Origin of the sequence: Streptomyces sp. NPDC050534, from assembly GCF_044457745.1 — a bacterium.
Classification (GTDB): Bacteria; Actinomycetota; Actinomycetes; order Streptomycetales; family Streptomycetaceae; genus Streptomyces.
The window spans coordinates 483,629-499,939 of the sequence record NZ_JBITHF010000007.1 but is presented as its reverse complement, the minus strand read 5'-3'; the positions used below and the strand labels follow the sequence as shown (position 1 = coordinate 499,939).

Here is a 16,311-nt window from a genome sequence, read left to right as displayed (position 1 = left end):
CTACGCCACGAACGTCCGCGGCGTCTCCCCGCCTCCCGTCGCCCCGCTCTCGACCAGCCGCGCCGCCGCGGCCAGCCGCGCCGCCGCCTCCTCGGCGACCGCGCCCCCCACGGTGAACGGCAGCCGCACGTAGCCCTCGAAGGCACCATCGACCCCGAACCTCGGCCCCGAGGGCACCCGCACCCCGACCCGCTCCCCCATCTCGGCGAGCCGCGAGCCGGACAGGCCACCCGTCCGTACCCACAGCGTCAGCCCGCCCTTGGGCACCTCGAACTCCCAGGCGGGGAGCTCCCGGCGCACGGCGGTGATCAGCGCGTCCCGGTTCTCCCGGGCCTGACCGCGCCGCACCTCGACGGCCTGCTCCCAGCCGCCCGTGCTGAACAGCCAGTTCACGGCGAGCTGCTCCAGCACGGGAGTCCCCAGATCGGCGTACGCGCGCGCGGCGACCAGGCTGCGGATCACGTCGGGTGCCGCGCGCACCCAGCCGATGCGCATCCCGGCCCAGAAGGCCTTGCTGGCCGACCCGACGGTGATGACGCTGGACCCGGCGGGGTCGAAGGCGCACACGGGCCGCGGCATCGCCCCCTCGTGGAAGTCCTCGTCCAGCCACAGTTCGGTCATCGTCTCGTCGGCGATCAGCACCGTCCCGGCGGAGCGGGCCGCCTCCACCAGCTGCCGCCGCTGGCCGTCGGCGGCGAGTGCGCCGGTCGGGTTGTGGAAGTCGGCGACGATGTACGCGATCCGGGGTGCGGCGTCCCGCAGCACCTGCCGCCACCGGTCGAGGTCCCAGCCGGTCAGCCCCTCGGCCATCGCCACGGGCACCAGCCGCGCGCCCGCCTCACGCATCAGCTGAAGGATGTTGGCGTACGACGGCGACTCCACGGCGACGCGCTCGCCGCGGCCCGCGAAGAGGTGGCAGATCGCGTCGATCGCGCCCATGGCGCCCGTGGTGACCATGATCTGCTCGGGCATCGTGGGGATCCCGCGCGCGGTGTACCGGTCGGCGATCATCGCGCGCAGCGCGGGGAGCCCGGCCGGATAGTCGCCGTGCGTGTGGGCGTACGGCGGCAGCTCCTCCAGGGCGCCCTGGACGGCCCGGGTCAGCCACGGCTCGGGCGCGGGAAGTGCGGCGCAGCCCAGGTCGATCATCGAGCCCAGCGCCTCGGGCGGGAGAGGCTCCAGACCGCGCGCGGGCAGCGGGTTCCCGGCCGGTACGGCGGTCCAGCTGCCGGCGCCGCGCCGGGACTCCAGGAAGCCCTCGGTGCGCAGCGCCTCGTAGGCGGCCGCGACCGTCGTACGGCTGACGGACAGGGCAAGGGCCAGCTCGCGTTCGGCGGGCAGCCGGGCGGCCACCGGGACGCGGCCCTCCAGCACGAGCAGCCGGATGCCGTCGGCGAGCGCGCGGTAGGCGGGTGGACGGCGTGTGCCGGGTCCCGCCGGGCGGTCCTGCTGGGAGTTGAGCAGCCTGGCCAGCTGCGCCGCACCCATCGCCGAGGTCCACTGCGCCATGGAAATCAGTCCACCTTCCCCGAATTGGCCCTGGATGACACTTCCACCCAAGCCACAGGGTGACATGAGTCAGGCCACTGCGACCACTGGGGGGTATCTCTTGTCCACGAAGGGCCGTCTCGGACGGCGGTTGATCCAGCTGTATGCCGGCCTGGTGCTGTACGGGGCGAGTTCCGCGCTGCTGGTCGAGGCGGGCCTCGGCCTGGAGCCCTGGAACGTCCTGCACCAGGGTCTCGCCGAGCTCACCGGCCTCACCATCGGCGTCGTGTCGATCGTCGTGGGCGCGGCGGTGCTGCTCCTGTGGATCCCGCTGCGCCAGCGCCCGGGCCTCGGCACCGTCTCCAACGTCTTCGTGGTCGGCCTCGCCATGGACGGCACGCTCGCCCTCGTCCCGGACGTCCGCTCCCTGGCCGTACGCGTCCCCCTCCTCCTGGCGGGCATCGTGCTCAACGGCGTGGCCACCGGGCTCTACATCTCCGCCCGGTTCGGGCCGGGTCCGCGGGACGGGCTGATGACCGGACTGCACCGGCGCACCGGCCGCTCGATCCGCCTGATGCGGACGGGGGTCGAGGTGGCGGTGGTCGCGACCGGCTTCGCCCTCGGGGGCACCGTCGGCATCGGCACGGTCCTGTACGCGGTGTCCATCGGCCCGCTCGCCCAGCTCTTCCTGCGGGTGTTCGACGTCCCGCCGGCATCCGGCGGCAGCACGGTCGTTGCCGCGGGGCAACCGCAGGGAGCGATACTGCGTCCGTGACCTCGCGGATACGCCACCCCTACCTCGACCATCCCGGCCCGATCGCCTTCGCCCACCGGGGCGGGGCCGCGGACGGCCTGGAGAACACGGCGCTGCAGTTCCGGCGGGCGGTGGAGGCGGGCTACCGCTACATCGAGACCGACGTCCACACCACGTTGGACGGCAAGTTGGTCGCCTTCCACGACGTGACCCTGGACCGGGTGACCGACGGCGCGGGGCGCATAGCGGACCTGCCGTGGAAGACGGTGAGCCAGGCGCGCGTGGCGGGCAAGGAACCGGTGCCGCTGTTCGAGGAGTTGCTCGAGACCTTCCCCGAGGTGCGCTGGAACGTCGACCTCAAGGCGGAGACCTCGCTGCACCCCTTCCTGGAGCTGATCGAGCGCACGCGCGCGTGGGACCGGATCTGCGTGGGCTCGTTCTCCGAGGCGCGGGTGGTGCGCGCCCAGCGGCTGGCCGGTCCGCGGCTTGCGACGTCGTACGGCACGCGTGGCGTGCTCAACCTGCGGCTTCGCTCGTGGGGCGTCCCGGCCGCGCTGCGCGCCTCCGCGGTGGCCGCCCAGGTGCCCGAGTCGCAGTCCGGCATCCAGGTCGTCGACCACCGCTTCGTGCGCACCGCCCACGCGCGCGGCCTCCAGGTGCACGTGTGGACCATCAACGAACCCGAGCGCATGCACCGGCTCCTGGACCTGGGCGTGGATGGCATCATGACCGATCACATCGACACGTTGCGCAAGGTCATGGAAGAACGCGGCGTCTGGGCCTGACCGCCCGGCGAGCCTCCCCCGATCCTTCGCACGGCACTTCAGCGGGGAAGCGAGGGCACGGGTGAGCGCCGACACCGTGCGGACGGACGTCTTCGACCGGCAGCGCGAACAGCGCGGCTGGTACTTCTACGACTGGGCCTGCTCCGTCTACTCGACGAGCGTGCTCACCGTGTTCCTCGGCCCCTACCTGACGTCGGTGGCCAAGTCCGCGGCGGACGCGGACGGGTACGTCCACCCCCTGGGCATCCCGGTGCGCGCCGGATCCTTCTTCGCGTACTCGGTCTCCCTGTCCGTGATCGTGGCCGTGCTGGTGATGCCCATGGTGGGCGCCGCCGCCGACCGCACCGGACGCAAGAAGCCCCTGCTCGGGATCACGGCCTATGTGGGGGCCGCGGCGACGACGGGCATGTTCTTCCTCGACGGCGACCGCTATCTGCTCGGCGGCCTGCTGCTGATCGTCGCGAACGCGGCCCAGTCCGTCGGGATGATGCTCTACAACTCCTACCTGCCCCAGATCGCCCCGCCCGAGGAACGCGACGCCGTCTCCTCACGGGGCTGGGCCTTCGGGTACGCGGCGGGGTCGCTGGTCCTGATCGCCAACCTGGTGCTGTACCTGGCGCACGACTCCTTCGGCGTCTCCGAGACCACTGCCGTCCGCATCTGCCTGGCCGCAGCCGGCCTGTGGTGGGGCGCCTTCACGCTCGTCCCGCTGCGCCGGCTGCGGGACCGGGGCTCCGCCGGGCCGAAGGAGGCCACCGCCCCCGGGCTGCGGCAACTGGCCGCCACCGTCCGCAACATGCGCCGCCACCCGCTGACCCTCTCCTTCCTGCTGGCGTACCTCATCTACAACGACGGCATCCAGACGGTGATCTCCCAGGCGTCGATCTACGGCTCCGAGGAGCTGGGGCTCGGGCAGTCGACCCTCATCGGCGCCGTCCTGCTGGTGCAGGTGCTGGCGGTCGCGGGCGCCCTGGGGATGGGCCGGCTGGCCCGGACGTACGGGGCCAAGCGCACGATCCTCGGTTCACTGGTGGCCTGGACGGTGACGCTCGCGGCCGGGTACTTCCTGCCGCCCGGCGTGCCGGTGTGGTTCTTCGTCCTGGCGTCCGGGATCGGTCTCGTGCTCGGCGGCAGCCAGGCCCTGTCCCGCTCCCTGTTCTCGCATCTGGTCCCGCCCGGCAAGGAGGCCGAGTACTTCTCGGCATACGAGATGAGCGACCGGGGCATGAGCTGGCTCGGACCCCTTCTGTTCGGGATCACCTACCAGCTGACCGGAAGTTATCGTGACGCGATCATCTCGCTCGTGGCCTTCTTCATCATCGGATTCGCCCTGCTCGCAAGGGTTCCCGTACGGCAGGCGATCTCCGAGGCTGGCAATCCGGTCCCGGACACGATTTAGCGCTCAAGGCGAAAGGGCTGTAGTGTACGCGTTTGGCCTGCCAGGCGTACCGTTACTGCGCGTCAAAGATGCCGAAACGCTGGGTGACATCTGCTAGCAGATGTGACAAACCGGGCGCCGGTGGGTACGACATTGGTCAGCAAGGCTGCGGCTACGACGGCGACGCATGACCCGAAACGGGACACGGGACGGGAATCTTTACCGCCGACCGGACGTTGACCGGATGACGACGACAGCGACACCTGTCCTGTGGGCGACAAGCCCGGGAGGCACGATTCATGAGTGAGCGAGCTCTTCGCGGCACGCGCCTCGTGGTGACCAGCTACGAGACGGACCGCGGCATCGACCTGGCCCCGCGCCAGGCCGTGGAGTACGCATGTGAGAAGGGGCACCGCTTCGAGATGCCCTTCTCGGTCGAGGCGGAGATTCCGCCGGAGTGGGAGTGCAAGGTCTGCGGAGCCCAGGCACTCCTCGTGGACGGCGACGGCCCTGAGGAAAAGAAGGCCAAGCCCGCGCGTACGCATTGGGACATGCTGATGGAAAGGCGTACTCGCGAGGAACTCGAAGAGGTCCTCGAGGAGCGCCTGGCCGTTCTCCGTTCGGGCGCGATGAACATCGCGGTCCACCCGAGGGACAGCCGCAAGTCGGCTTAGTTCCCGCCGGGGCCGAGCGGCGGACCAACGCACGCAAGTGACTGCGGGCGCCTACGTGGATTCACGTAGGCGCCCGCAGTCGTATGCCGAACGGCCAGTCGTATGCCGAACCGCGGCGATCAGCGCGTCAGCGGCGGACGCGGATCCTGCGGGGCGTCCCCGGGCTCGTCCCGGACGACCTCGCCCTGGACGACCTTGCCGTCGGGGCGGTGGATGCGGGCCTGCTGGAAGGCGTCACCGAACCCGCCCGGTGCGGCCTCGCGCAGCTTGCGGTCGAGGGTGCGCTCGGTGAGGCGGCCGAGGGCCTTCTGGACCGGGGGGATCAGTAGGAGCAGACCCACCACGTCAGAGACCAGGCCCGGGATCATCAGCAGCAGACCGCCGAGCATCATCAGGCCGTTGCCACCGCCGCTCTGCGGGGTGCCGCCGCGCTGCAGCGCCTCGTTGAGATTCTGGAAGGCCCGGCGACCCGCCTTCTTGATCACCGCCGCGCCGGCCACGAAGCCGGCGAGCAGCAGCAGGAAGACGGTGAACCCGCTCGACGCGCCCGCGACCACGGTCAGCAGCCAGATCTCCAGCACCAGCCAGGCCGCGACACCCAGCGGAAGGAAGGTCCGCAGCCGGGAGCGCTTGGGCCGGGCGGGATGTATGGGGGTCGGAGCACCAGTCGTCATGCATCCAGTGTGCCTGGGCCCGGCTCAGTGCGGGATAAGTGAAAGATCAACCGGTTCTGTGACGTCGCGGGCGGCCCGTGCCGGCGGTCGGTCAGGCCTTCTTGCCGCGGCCCGTGATCTTGTCGACCCGCTCCCCCACGCCCCACGCCGTGACCCGCCACAGGGCCTCGACGAGGATGTCGCGGCTCATCTTGGAGTCGCCGAGTTCGCGCTCGACGAAGGTGATGGGCACCTCGACGACGTGGTAGCCGGCCTTGACCGCGCGGCGGGCGAGGTCGACCTGGAAGCAGTAGCCCTGGGAGGCGACCTGGTCGAGGCCGAGGCCCTCCAGGGTCTCGCGGCGGAAGGCGCGGTAGCCGCCGGTGATGTCGCGCAGCGGCAGGTCGAGGGCGAGACGCGAGTAGAGGCTGCCGCCGCGGGAGATGATCTCGCGGCTCTTGGGCCAGTTCACCACCCGGCCGCCCGGCACCCAGCGGGACCCGAGCACCAGGTCGGCGCTCTTGAGCGCGGTGAGCAGGCGGGGCAGCTCCTCCGGCTGGTGGGAGCCGTCGGCGTCCATCTCGACCAGGACGCCGTAACCGTTCTCCAGGCCCCAGCGGAAGCCCGCCAGGTAGGCGGCGCCGAGGCCCTCCTTGCCCTTGCGGTGCAGCACCTGGACGTGATCGTCCCCGGCCGCCAGTTCGTCCGCGAGCTTGCCCGTGCCGTCGGGGCTGTTGTCGTCGGCCACGAGGACGTGCGCCTCGGGGACGGCCTCGCGCACCCGGCCGACGATGGACTTGATGTTCTCCGCCTCGTTGTAGGTCGGAATGATCACCAAGGCCGTGCCGAGCGGGCCGAACCGCTTCCCCTGGGACTGTGCCGCGAGGGTCCCGTCGCCGTCGTTCACTACTGCCCCTTCAAGTCCGTCGCAGACCTCCACCTTAGTGGCCACGGCCTGCGATGACGTGACAGCCCGTTCGTATCGTGGTGTCGATTCCGCAAGAGCGGGGTAAGAACGCGTATTCGGACGGATTTGCGCCTACGGATGGGGGCCCGGCGCCCTTCGGGCCGACCTGGGATCCGCTGGCTGCGGATCGACCGAAAGCCGTTGTCTACTGAGCGCCCGGGCCCCACCCGGGTCACACCTCCCCGGCCGGCCGGAACGTTCCCTCGTCGCGCGCGGGCGCTGAGCCTGGCTCCCAGTGGCGGTGCTCCGGTGCGGCACACCGTCCCTGACCCAGCGGCGCTGCGACTGGCGCGAAGAAGTTCCCCGGTCGGGCGTCCGGTGGTGGACTCCGCCGAACCTACCGGCCCCCTGCCATCGGCTGTCAACAGCCGTTTGACCTGCGGTTCTTTCCTCAAAGTCCTGGTCAGGGCCGAGGACACGCAGGTCGTACGACGGCGTGGCGGGCGATGTTCGGCGCGGCGCCACCCCGGGAGATCACTCGCCCGGCCCTACGAAGACGGTCCGTCCGCCGACCACCGTGCGCAGGCAGACGGGCAGGTCACGGCCGGGGGTGAGGTCGGGCAGGCCAGGGGTGCCGGAGCGCGGGTCGGTGGACCAGCGGGCGACCCGGTCGTCCGGGGCCTGGACCACCAGTTCATCGGTGCGCCACACGGCGTAGTCGGCGGGGGCGCCCGGCACCAGGACGCCCGCGTCGTCCCGCCCGACCGCCCGCCAGCCCCCGCGCGTGTGGGCGGTGAACGCCGCGCGCACGGAGACCCGGTGATCGGGGGTGCGGTGGAAGGCGGCGGCGCGGACCGTGCCCCACGGGTCGAGGGGCGTGACCGGGCTGTCGGAGCCGAAGGCCAGCGGGACACCCGCCTTGAGCAGGGCCGCGAAGGGGTTCAGGGTGCGGGCCCGGTCGGCGCCCAGGCGCTGGGCGTACATGCCGTCCTCGCCGCCCCACAGGCGGTCGAAGGCGGGCTGGACGGAGGCGGTCAGGCCCAGCTCGGCGAAGGCCGCGACGGTCTCCGGGGTGAGCATCTCGGCGTGCTCGACACGGTGGCGGGCGGCGCGGACGCGGGCCAGGCCGATCTTCTCGGCGGCGGCGCGCACGCCCTCGACGACCGTGGTCACCGCGGCGTCCCCGATCGCGTGGAAGCCCGCCTGGAGTCCGGCCTCGGTGCAGGCGGTGACGTGGGCGGCCACGGCGGCGGCGTCCAGGTAGGCGGTGCCGGTGTGGCCGGTGTCGGCGTACGGCGCGTGCAGGCAGGCGGTGTGCGAACCGAGGGCGCCGTCGACGAAGAGGTCGCCGGCCGCGCCCACGGCACCCAGCTCGCGCGCCTTGTCGAGGTCCCGGTCCGCCCAGTAGCCGACGACCCGCGGGGTCGCCTCCTCGGCGGCGAGGCGCAGGAGGTCCGTGAAGTCGTCCTCGGAGGAGATGTCGGGGCCGGCGCACTCGTGGACCGAGCCGATGCCGAGGGAGGCCGCGTGGGCGAGCGCGATGCGCTGGGCCTCGATGCGCTGGGCCGGCGTCACGGCCGCGAACGCGGCGGCGCGTACGGCGTGATGGGCGCCGGTGGTCAGCGGGCCGTCACCGGGCAGGGTGCCCACCGCGGGCGCCAGGTCGAGCAGGGCCGTCGTGACGACCGCCGAGTGGACGTCGATACGGGAGAGATAGAGGGGACGGCCGCCGGTGGCCTTGTCCAGTTCCGCGCGCGCCGGGGGGCGGCCGCCGGGCCAGCGGGAGGCGTCCCAGCCGTGTCCGAGCAGGACCTTGTCCTGGGGGCGGGCCGCGGCGAAGTCCCGTACGCGCGCGAGTGCCGCCTCCAGGGAGGGGGCGTCGGAGAGGTCCAGGCCGGCGAGCGCGAGGCCGGTGGACGTGGTGTGCACATGGGCGTCGGTGAACGCCGGGGTGACGAGCGCGCCGTCCAGGTCGACCACTTCGTCGACCCCGTCGGCGAAGGCGTCGGCGGCGCCATCGGAGCCGACCCAGGCGACCTGGCCGCGCTCCACGACCATCGCGGTCGCGAACGGGTCGGCGGGGCTGTGTACCTCTCCGCGGCGGAGCAGGACGGTTTTCGGCTCGGGGGTGCGCGTGCTCATGACCGACAGTTTCTCGCGCCGCGGCGGCGGGGTCGCACCTGGGGCGCGCTTGCCGGGCACCCGGCACGGCGGGGCGGCTCAGACGCGCGGCGGCCGCGCCTCGTACGGCGTCGACAGGACCACCGTCGTCCGCGTGGAGACGCCCGCCAGCGACCGCAGGCGCGCGAGCAGCTCCTCCAGTTCGTGCGGGGTCGCCACCCGGACCTTGAGGATGTAGTTCTCGTCGCCGGCGACGCTGTGGCATGCCTCGATCTCGGGGACGCCGGCCAGACGGTCGGCGATGTCGTCGGGGGCGCTGGGGTCGAACGGCTTCACCGAGATGAAGGCGGTCATGGGCAGCCCGACGGCCTCGGGGTCGACCACCGCGGCATAGCCGCGGATGACGCCACGCTGTTCCAGCCGGCGCACCCGCTGGTGCACGGCCGACGTGGACAGGCCCGTGGCCTTGCCCAGGTCTGTGTAGCTCATCCGCCCGTCCTTGACGAGCAGCTGCACGATCTGACGATCCAGCTCCTCCATGGCGCAAGAACCTACAGTGCGCCTGACCTCCCGGGATACCTCGGCAGACCAGGTCATGCCCGGTTTGTGATGTGGCCGCGAGCCGCCGGCGAGCCGTCCGGGCGACGCCCGGGCAGGCATCTGCGGGCGGCATGTGACGAACGCCACAGCCACCGGGACCGCTCCGTGATGTTCTCGTGATTACCGCCATGACCGGGCGGGAAGTGCTTGCTGTGGTCGAGGCCGCAGTGCCTGAACGGCCCAGCCCGAGGGGGAGAACCCATGCAGAGTCTTAAGCGCCCTGGCCGTACCGCGCCCAAGCGCCTCCAGGCGGTCACCGAGCCCGAGCCGGAGGGCGTCGAACCGGACGACTTCGACGACGAGTTGGACGCGTACGACACCTTCGAGATGTACCGGGTGATCTGCCCGGACTGCGCGCAGCCCATCGCCCTGCTGGCGGACGAGGAGGTCCTGCCGGAGCACGCGCTGTGTGCTTCGCCGTGGAACCCGTTCGGCCTGACGGTGTGCGCCGGTACGGGCCGCGGGGCCACCGAGGCCCGGCCCGCGGACGAGTCGTACCGGCCCCAGGAGCAGGACACGGCCCTGCTGTTGACGCTCCCTCAGGGGCTCGACTGGCGGACGCAGCCGTTCTCGCACGTCGGCGGGCCGGGCTCGCGCCCGATCCGGGTCCCCGTGCTGCGGGACCAGGCCGCCTGAGCGGTCTCGGTCAATCCCAGTAGCTGCCCTGCACCATGGCCCGCAGACTGCCGTGGTGCAGGATCAGTGTGTCCGGGTCCGCCGGGACGACGGCCTCGCCGAAGTGCACCTGCCGGTAGGCGATGCGCAGCATGACGATGGCGTGCCGCAGCGCGGCGTAAAGGGTGTGGAAGTCCATGTCCCGCGGTGTGTGGCCGGTGAGTTGGGCGTAACGGGCCTCGACCCGGTCGCGACGCAGGAAGTCCGGCAGGCCGCGCTGGCCGAAGGCCGCCGTCAGGTCCTGGAAGAAGCGGTGCAGATAGACGGTCCAGCCGAGGTCGACCTCGCGCGGGGCCAGGGCCGCCATCTCCCAGTCCAGGACGGCGACGGGCTCGAATCCGTCGTAGACGACGTTCCCGATGCGCGCGTCGCCCCAGTTGAGCACCGGTGTGCCCGGGTCGCGGGGCCAGAGCTCCTCCAGCCGGTCGAAGGCGGCCTCGATCAGGGGTGAGCGGTCGCGTCCGTCGACGACCCAGTCGTAGTAGGCGCGTTGGGCGGTGACATGGCGGCGCAGGGCGTCGCCCTCGCCCGGAAGTGCGAGGAACCCCGCTTCCGTGACCGGTACTTGGTCGTGCAGCCGGGCCAGCAGCCCGATCGAGGCGGCCTCCAGCCGCTCGCGCTCGGCGTCGGTGGCGGCGTGCAGCCAGTTGCCCTGGTAGGTGTAGGGCATCACGTCGGGCGGCACCCGCCCCTGGACGCGTTCCATCACGAAGAACGGCGCTCCGAGCGGGCCGGGGTCCTCCTCCAGCCACAGCACCCTCGGCACGGGCAGGTCCGAGTGCTCCGCCACCACCCGCATCGTGCGGTACTGACGGGGCATGTCGTACACCGGGAAGACGGTGTACGCCGCCGGGTCTGCAGCGAGCCGCAACGCGCAGGTCCGCACCGGGGGTTCGGGGTGCTCGATCTCGAAGAGCAGGGTCTCGCTGGACATTCCGTTGGACTCGGGGGCGGCCACCTTGACCGCCTCGGCGCCGGGCAGGCGGGTGCCGAGCCAGGCGCTGAGGCGGCGGGCGATCTCCTCCGGGGCACGGGTGGTGGTACGAGGCCGGGGCGCCGTGGCCATGACGCGAACCCCCTACGGTGCGACCGATGTGAAATCCGTGAACCCGCTCGGATCGTGCCGCCCGAACGAGCCGTGTTCGAAGATGCCGTGACCGGTCCGGCCGTCCAGGCGGAAGCGGGCGGCGTGGTCGGTGACCCCGTAGGCGGCCAGGACGTGCGGTCGCGTCAGGTCGTACGTACGGCGGTCCGTCCAGCCGGGGCCTCGCCAGGTGCCGTGCTGCCAGTCGTCGGCGGGCGGGTACCCGGCGCCGACGGCGAGCGGGGAGGAGGTGAGGATCTCGGCCTCCAGGCCCAGCGGCTTGCGGACGTCGCCCAGGTGGACGAGGGCGCGGACGGGGTCGCGGGTGCCGGGGCGGTAGGTGATCTCGGGCTGCGGCCAGCCGAGTTGGCGGTCCGCGTGGCCGGGGCGGACGAGGGTGGCGTCGTTCAGTGAGCGGTATCCGTCCGCGTCCTCCTGCACGATCACCATCAGGAAGCGGTCCTCGAAGCGCACCGGGCACCACAGCCAGTGGAAGCCCTCGGTGGGGTGCTCCTCCTCGAGGCGGCCGCCTTCCTCCCCCGGTATGGGGCGCACGCCCCAGCTGCGGTCGCGGGTGCCGGTCCACCCGTCGGGCGTGACCCGGAACTCCTCGCCCGCGGCCCGCACTACCCCCGTCACCCCGCCCGCCTGCACGAAGCGGCGCCCTTCGAGGATGAGCCGGCCGCCGCGGCGCTGGAGGTGATGGGGCTCCCACAGGGCCGGGAACTCGGCGGTCCAGGTGAGGTCGTACGAGAGCGACTCGTCGTCGGAGATCAGCCGCAGCCGCCGCAGCGGCTCCTCCACCTCGATCCTGAGCGGGCCCACGGCGAGCTTCATGCGGTCGTCACCGAGGGCGTCCGAGGCGCGCACCGCGTGCAGGGTGTCCCCGGTCCGCAGGGTCGCGTAGGCGTCGATCACGCCGACGTTGGGGTACACGCCGAGGCCCACGACGAGCAGCGCGCGCCCCTCGTGGTCGAGGACGTGGAAGATGCAGCGGTCGTAGGCGTTGCGGTCTCCGGTCGCCACGTGCCTCATGGACAGCGGCACCTGGTGCACGGGGTACTCGTCGAGCGGTACGGGGCGGTCGTCGGCCACGCCAAACCTCCCTGGAGACGCTTGACCTGACGGTACGTCAGACAATCGGCGGTGACCAGAGAGGCGGCGGTACGTCCGCGAACTCACGCTCGATTCCGCAGAAAGGTGACCTGTCGCCTACCTCCGCGTTGCCCTGGTATGACCCCCACCTACTCCGCCATCGGGCGTCAGCGCCGCGTGTTCGTTCCGCCCCCTACAGGAACGGTTCCGCCCGCGCCGCCCCAGCCGCAGGACCCGCCGATCTACCGCGATCTGATGCGCACCTGGGCCGACCGGGGCCGCACGCTGCCGGGCCGCCACGACCCGGAGTGGGTCAGACTGGCGGCCCCGCAGGTGGCACCGGGTGAGTTCAGCGGGTTTCCGGACCGGCTAGGTGACGGGCGATGACCATCCGCTGGATCTGGTTGGTGCCCTCGACGATCTGCAGCACCTTGGCCTCGCGCATGTAGCGCTCGACCGGGAAGTCGGCGGTGTAGCCGTATCCGCCGAGGATCTGCACGGCGTCCGTCGTCACCTTCATCGCGGTGTCCGTGCAGTGCAGCTTGGCCATGGCCGCCTGTTTGGCGAACGGCCGCCCGGCGTCACGCAGCCGCGCCGCCGCCAGGTAGAGCGCCCGGCCGGCTTCGACCTGGGTCGCCATGTCGGCGAGCATGAAGCGCAGCCCCTGGAAGTCGGCGATCGGGCGTCCGAACTGCTGCCGCCCGGTGGCGTAGTCGACCGCCTCGTCGAGCGCGGCCTGGGCGAGTCCGATGGCGCAGGCGGCGATGCCGAGCCGGCCGGAGTCCAGCGCGGACAGGGCGATCGCGAAGCCCTGGCCCTCCTCGCCGACCCTTCGCTCGTCCGGCACGCGCACCCCGTCGAAGTGGACCTGCGCGGTCGGTGAGCCCTTCATGCCCATCTTCTTCTCGGGAGCCGCGCTGCTGAGCCCCTCGGCGTCACCGCGCACCAGGAAGGCGGAGATCCCGCGCGGGCCGTCCTCACCGGTGCGGGCCATGACCGTGTAGAAGTCGGCGATGCCGCCGTGGGTGATCCACGCCTTGGTACCGGTCAGCACCCACTGGTCGCCGTCACGCACGGCCTTGGTGCGCAGGGATGCGGCGTCGGAGCCGGAGGACGGCTCGGACAGGCAGTAGGCGCCCAGCAGGCCGCCGCCGAGCATCTCTGGCAGGTGCTCGACCTGCTGCTGCTTGGAGCCGTAGGTGGCGAGCGCGTACGTGGCCAGCGTGTGCACGCTGACGCCGAGGCCCACCGTGAGACGGGCCGCGGCGAGTTCCTCGAGGACCTGGAGGTAGACCTCGTAGGGCTGGTCGCCGCCGCCGTACTCGGAGTCGTACGGCAGGCCGAGCAGTCCCGCCCGGGACAGGAGCGTGAAGACCTCGCGCGGGAAGCGGCCGGCTCCCTCCTCCTCGGCAGCCGTGGGCGCGATCTCGCGCTGGGCGATGTCACGGACGAGCGAGATCAGATCCCGGGCCTCGTCCGTGGGCAGTTGACGGTCCACCGGCTGCGGGGCGCGGTCGGGCATGTCGACGCTCTCCTCCCTGTTTCGGGCACATCGGCGGATGCACGCCTTGGGTGGGGGCGGCTCCGCCGGGTCGTACTGAGGCCGGGCCGATGCTCCGCTCTCCCGGGTCTCGGAAGCTGCTGACCAGCGGCTGTGCGCTGTGAGTATGCCCGATCGGAGGCAACCCGTCACCAGTTAACGACCGCTTACTTCAAGAATATCCCGGCCCCCGCCGAAGCGCCGCGCATTCCCCGTGGGATTGGTCCGCACCATTGACCGCACTGGTCTAGTCCTCCTACTGTTCATGACCAACGCTTTACCGCGTTCATGCCAATCGGCGCGCGTTCCCCTCTCCCCCACGAGGAGACACCCGATGCACTTCCCCCACACCCGCATGAAGGCGCTCCTGTCCGCCGCCTGTTGCGCCGCTCTGGGCGCCGGGCTGCTGGCCGGCGCGAGCACGGCCTCCGCCAGGCCCTCGGCACAGGAGGCCGCCGGCTCCAAGGTCGTCGGCTACTTCACCGAATGGGGCACCTACGACCGCAAGTACTACGTCAAGAACGTCGAGACGTCCGGCTCGGCGGCAAAGCTGACGCACATCAACTACGCCTTCGGTAATGTCACCGGCGGCAAATGCGCGATGGGCGACTCGTACGCGGCGACCGACAATGCCTACACCGCCGGCGAGTCGGTGGACGGCGCCGCCGACACCTGGGACCAGCCCCTGCGCGGCAACTTCAACCAGCTGCTGAAGCTGAAGAAGAAGCACCCCGGCCTGAAGATCCTGTGGTCCTTCGGCGGCTGGACCTGGTCCAGCGGCTTCGGCGAGGCCGCGAAGGACCCCGCCGGGTTCGCCCAGTCCTGCTACGACCTGGTGAACAACTCCAAGTGGGCGGGCCTCTTCGACGGCATCGACATCGACTGGGAGTACCCGAACGCCTGCGGCAACACCTGCGACACCAGCGGCAGGGACGCCTTCAAGAACGTGATGGCGGCGCTGCGTTCGAAGTTCGGCGGCGGCAAGCTCGTCACCGCGGCCATCACGGCCGACGCCACCGGCGGCGGCAAGATCGACGCGGCGGACTACGCGGGCGCCGCCCAGTACGTCGACTGGTACAACCCGATGACGTACGACTACTTCGGCGCCTGGGACGCGGCCGGGCCGACGGCCCCCCACTCGCCGCTGACCTCCTACTCCGGCATCCCCAAGGCCGACTTCAACACCTCGTCGACCATCGCCAAGCTCAAGGGCCTCGGCATACCGGCGTCCAAGCTGCTGCTCGGCATCGGCTTCTACGGCCGCGGCTGGACCGGCGTCACGCAGGCGGCACCCGGCGGCACCGCCACGGGTCCGGCCGCGGGGACGTACGAGCAGGGCATCGACGACTACAAGGTGCTGAAGAACAAGTGCCCGGCGACCGGCACGGTGGGCGGCACGGCGTACGCCAAGTGCGGGAACGACTGGTGGAGTTACGACACCCCGGCCACCATCGGCACGAAGATGACGTACAAGGACCAGCAGGGACTCGGCGGCACGTTCTTCTGGGAGCTGAGCGGCGACACCGCGAACGGTGAACTGATCAAGGCCATCAACTGACCGCGGCTGTACGGTGATCGGGGGCGGAGGCGCGGGAGCCTTCGCCCCTTGGTCACGAGTCCCGGCGGGCGGCGGCCGGGACGGGGTAGGACGGGTCCAGTTCCGCCACGGCCCGCATGGCGCCGCCGAGCATCTTGACCAGAAGTTCGCGCATCTGCTCACGGGAGATACGGGGGCGGTCGATCCAGTCGAGCGTGGCGCCCTCGACGCCGCACACCCAGGCGAGCAGGCCCATGCGGGCGAGCGGGCTTATGTCCGTGCGGCCGTAGGCCCCTTCGGCGACGGTCGCGATGATCGCCTCGCGCACCCCGTCCCGGATCGCGTGCACCTCGGCGTCGAAGCCGACGCCGCCGCTGACGATCGCGCGGAACGCCGCCTGGTTCTGCTCGGCGTAGCGCAGATAGCCCTCCATGGTGCGGTGGACCCGGTCCACCTGCTCCAGTTCGGCACCGCTCGCAGCGTAGGTGACCAGGTCGGCGACGGAGTCCTGGATGATCGCCAGGTAATAGCCGCGCTTGGACTGGAAGTAGTAGTAGATCAGTCCCTTGGCGACATGTGCCTGCCGCGCGATGTCGTCCATCGAGAGCGTGTCGTACGACGTGTCGGCGAACAACTTCCGCCCGATGGAAATGAGTTCGGCGCGACGCGCCAGCGAGCGCTCGGTACCGCGCGCCCGGGGGCGGGTGGCCTCGCTCTGTTGGCTGATCTTCAATTTCGACCCTGGTCTCCAGCGGGCGGCGGGACCACCGCAGTATGTCAGAACAACCACGGCCACTCGTTCGAGTCCGATCGACGAGCGGGCGCGGGGAGACCCGGAGTGGTATGGGTCAGATCACAGCAGGCCGAGCTGGGCGACGAGCATCGCGACGACCACGACGAGGGTCCAGCCCATGACGTGCTCGAAGATCTTCGGGCCGTCGCCCTCGGGGCCGCCGGTGCGGGTGCGGGCGGCGGTGGCTGAGTCTGCGGTCATGGCGTCTCGCTGTGCTCGGGTATGTG

At 71.4% G+C, this 16,311-nt stretch carries 16 protein-coding genes; 6 read left to right on the top strand and 10 right to left on the bottom strand.

Features of this window, described 5'->3' with window-relative positions; all coding sequences use genetic code 11:
* Entirely contained in the window at positions 1-1,509 is a 1,509-nt protein-coding gene (locus ACIBN2_RS25145) for a PLP-dependent aminotransferase family protein (RefSeq protein WP_399137383.1), read from the bottom strand.
* 64 nt (positions 1,510-1,573) lie between these two features.
* Here ACIBN2_RS25145 and ACIBN2_RS25140 point away from each other — a divergent pair, with 64 nt between their 5' ends.
* The 4 genes from ACIBN2_RS25140 (at position 1,574) to ACIBN2_RS25125 (ending at position 5,079) form a co-directional block, all read left to right on the top strand.
* On the top strand, positions 1,574-2,263 hold the full coding sequence (locus ACIBN2_RS25140; RefSeq protein WP_399137381.1) for a YitT family protein: 690 nt from the start codon (positions 1,574-1,576) through the stop codon (positions 2,261-2,263).
* A complete protein-coding gene (locus ACIBN2_RS25135) occupies positions 2,260-3,027 on the top strand; it encodes a glycerophosphodiester phosphodiesterase (RefSeq protein ID WP_399137380.1) in 768 nt (255 codons plus the stop codon). The genes ACIBN2_RS25140 and ACIBN2_RS25135 overlap by 4 nt, the downstream gene beginning before the upstream one ends.
* Before the next feature lie 61 nt (positions 3,028-3,088).
* Complete coding sequence (locus tag ACIBN2_RS25130; protein ID WP_399137379.1) at positions 3,089-4,426, top strand: MFS transporter; 1,338 nt, start codon at positions 3,089-3,091, stop codon at positions 4,424-4,426.
* 278 nt (positions 4,427-4,704) lie between these two features.
* Positions 4,705-5,079: an RNA polymerase-binding protein RbpA gene (locus tag ACIBN2_RS25125; protein WP_003977404.1), complete on the top strand. Its 375-nt coding sequence runs from the start codon at positions 4,705-4,707 to the stop codon at positions 5,077-5,079.
* Positions 5,080-5,198: 119 nt separating this feature from the next.
* Here ACIBN2_RS25125 and fxsA read toward each other — a convergent pair whose 3' ends face one another.
* The 4 genes from fxsA to ACIBN2_RS25105 all read right to left on the bottom strand — a co-directional run bounded on the left by fxsA (position 5,199) and on the right by ACIBN2_RS25105 (position 9,300).
* Positions 5,199-5,753: an FxsA family membrane protein gene (fxsA, locus tag ACIBN2_RS25120; protein ID WP_399137377.1), complete on the bottom strand. Its 555-nt coding sequence runs from the start codon at positions 5,751-5,753 to the stop codon at positions 5,199-5,201.
* A gap of 91 nt (positions 5,754-5,844) precedes the next feature.
* Positions 5,845-6,639, bottom strand: coding sequence for a polyprenol monophosphomannose synthase (locus ACIBN2_RS25115; protein WP_399137375.1), 795 nt, complete (start codon positions 6,637-6,639; stop codon positions 5,845-5,847).
* A 534-nt stretch (positions 6,640-7,173) separates the two neighbouring features.
* Complete coding sequence (locus ACIBN2_RS25110; protein ID WP_399137374.1) at positions 7,174-8,781, bottom strand: amidohydrolase; 1,608 nt, start codon at positions 8,779-8,781, stop codon at positions 7,174-7,176.
* 78 nt (positions 8,782-8,859) lie between these two features.
* Positions 8,860-9,300, bottom strand: coding sequence for an Lrp/AsnC family transcriptional regulator (locus ACIBN2_RS25105; RefSeq protein WP_016434164.1), 441 nt, complete (start codon positions 9,298-9,300; stop codon positions 8,860-8,862).
* 261 nt (positions 9,301-9,561) lie between these two features.
* On the opposite strand from ACIBN2_RS25105, the gene ACIBN2_RS25100 reads away from it, so the two are divergent.
* The gene (locus ACIBN2_RS25100) at positions 9,562-9,996 is read left to right on the top strand and encodes a hypothetical protein (RefSeq protein ID WP_399137372.1); all 435 of its coding nucleotides are present in this window, start codon (positions 9,562-9,564) and stop codon (positions 9,994-9,996) included.
* Between the two features lie 10 nt (positions 9,997-10,006).
* Here the strand turns inward: ACIBN2_RS25100 and ACIBN2_RS25095 are convergent, their stop codons facing one another.
* The 3 genes from ACIBN2_RS25095 to ACIBN2_RS25085 all read right to left on the bottom strand — a co-directional run bounded on the left by ACIBN2_RS25095 (position 10,007) and on the right by ACIBN2_RS25085 (position 13,736).
* On the bottom strand, positions 10,007-11,101 hold the full coding sequence (locus ACIBN2_RS25095) for a phosphotransferase family protein (protein WP_399137370.1): 1,095 nt from the start codon (positions 11,099-11,101) through the stop codon (positions 10,007-10,009).
* A gap of 12 nt (positions 11,102-11,113) precedes the next feature.
* Positions 11,114-12,214: a hypothetical protein gene (locus ACIBN2_RS25090; RefSeq protein WP_399137368.1), complete on the bottom strand. Its 1,101-nt coding sequence runs from the start codon at positions 12,212-12,214 to the stop codon at positions 11,114-11,116.
* Between the two features lie 349 nt (positions 12,215-12,563).
* Entirely contained in the window at positions 12,564-13,736 is a 1,173-nt protein-coding gene (locus ACIBN2_RS25085; protein ID WP_399137366.1) for an acyl-CoA dehydrogenase, read from the bottom strand.
* A gap of 352 nt (positions 13,737-14,088) precedes the next feature.
* On the opposite strand from ACIBN2_RS25085, the gene ACIBN2_RS25080 reads away from it, so the two are divergent.
* Positions 14,089-15,312 (top strand): glycoside hydrolase family 18 protein, encoded by a 1,224-nt coding sequence (locus ACIBN2_RS25080; RefSeq protein ID WP_399137364.1) that lies wholly within the window; start codon positions 14,089-14,091, stop codon positions 15,310-15,312.
* Positions 15,313-15,364: 52 nt separating this feature from the next.
* On the opposite strand, the gene ACIBN2_RS25075 is transcribed toward ACIBN2_RS25080, so the two are convergent.
* Together ACIBN2_RS25075 and ACIBN2_RS25070 are read right to left on the bottom strand one after the other, a co-directional pair.
* Positions 15,365-16,024, bottom strand: a complete 660-nt coding sequence (locus tag ACIBN2_RS25075) for a TetR/AcrR family transcriptional regulator (protein ID WP_399137363.1) — start codon at positions 16,022-16,024, stop codon at positions 15,365-15,367.
* 120 nt (positions 16,025-16,144) lie between these two features.
* Positions 16,145-16,285: an SCO1431 family membrane protein gene (locus ACIBN2_RS25070; protein ID WP_399137362.1), complete on the bottom strand. Its 141-nt coding sequence runs from the start codon at positions 16,283-16,285 to the stop codon at positions 16,145-16,147.
* Positions 16,286-16,311: the final 26 nt, after the last annotated feature.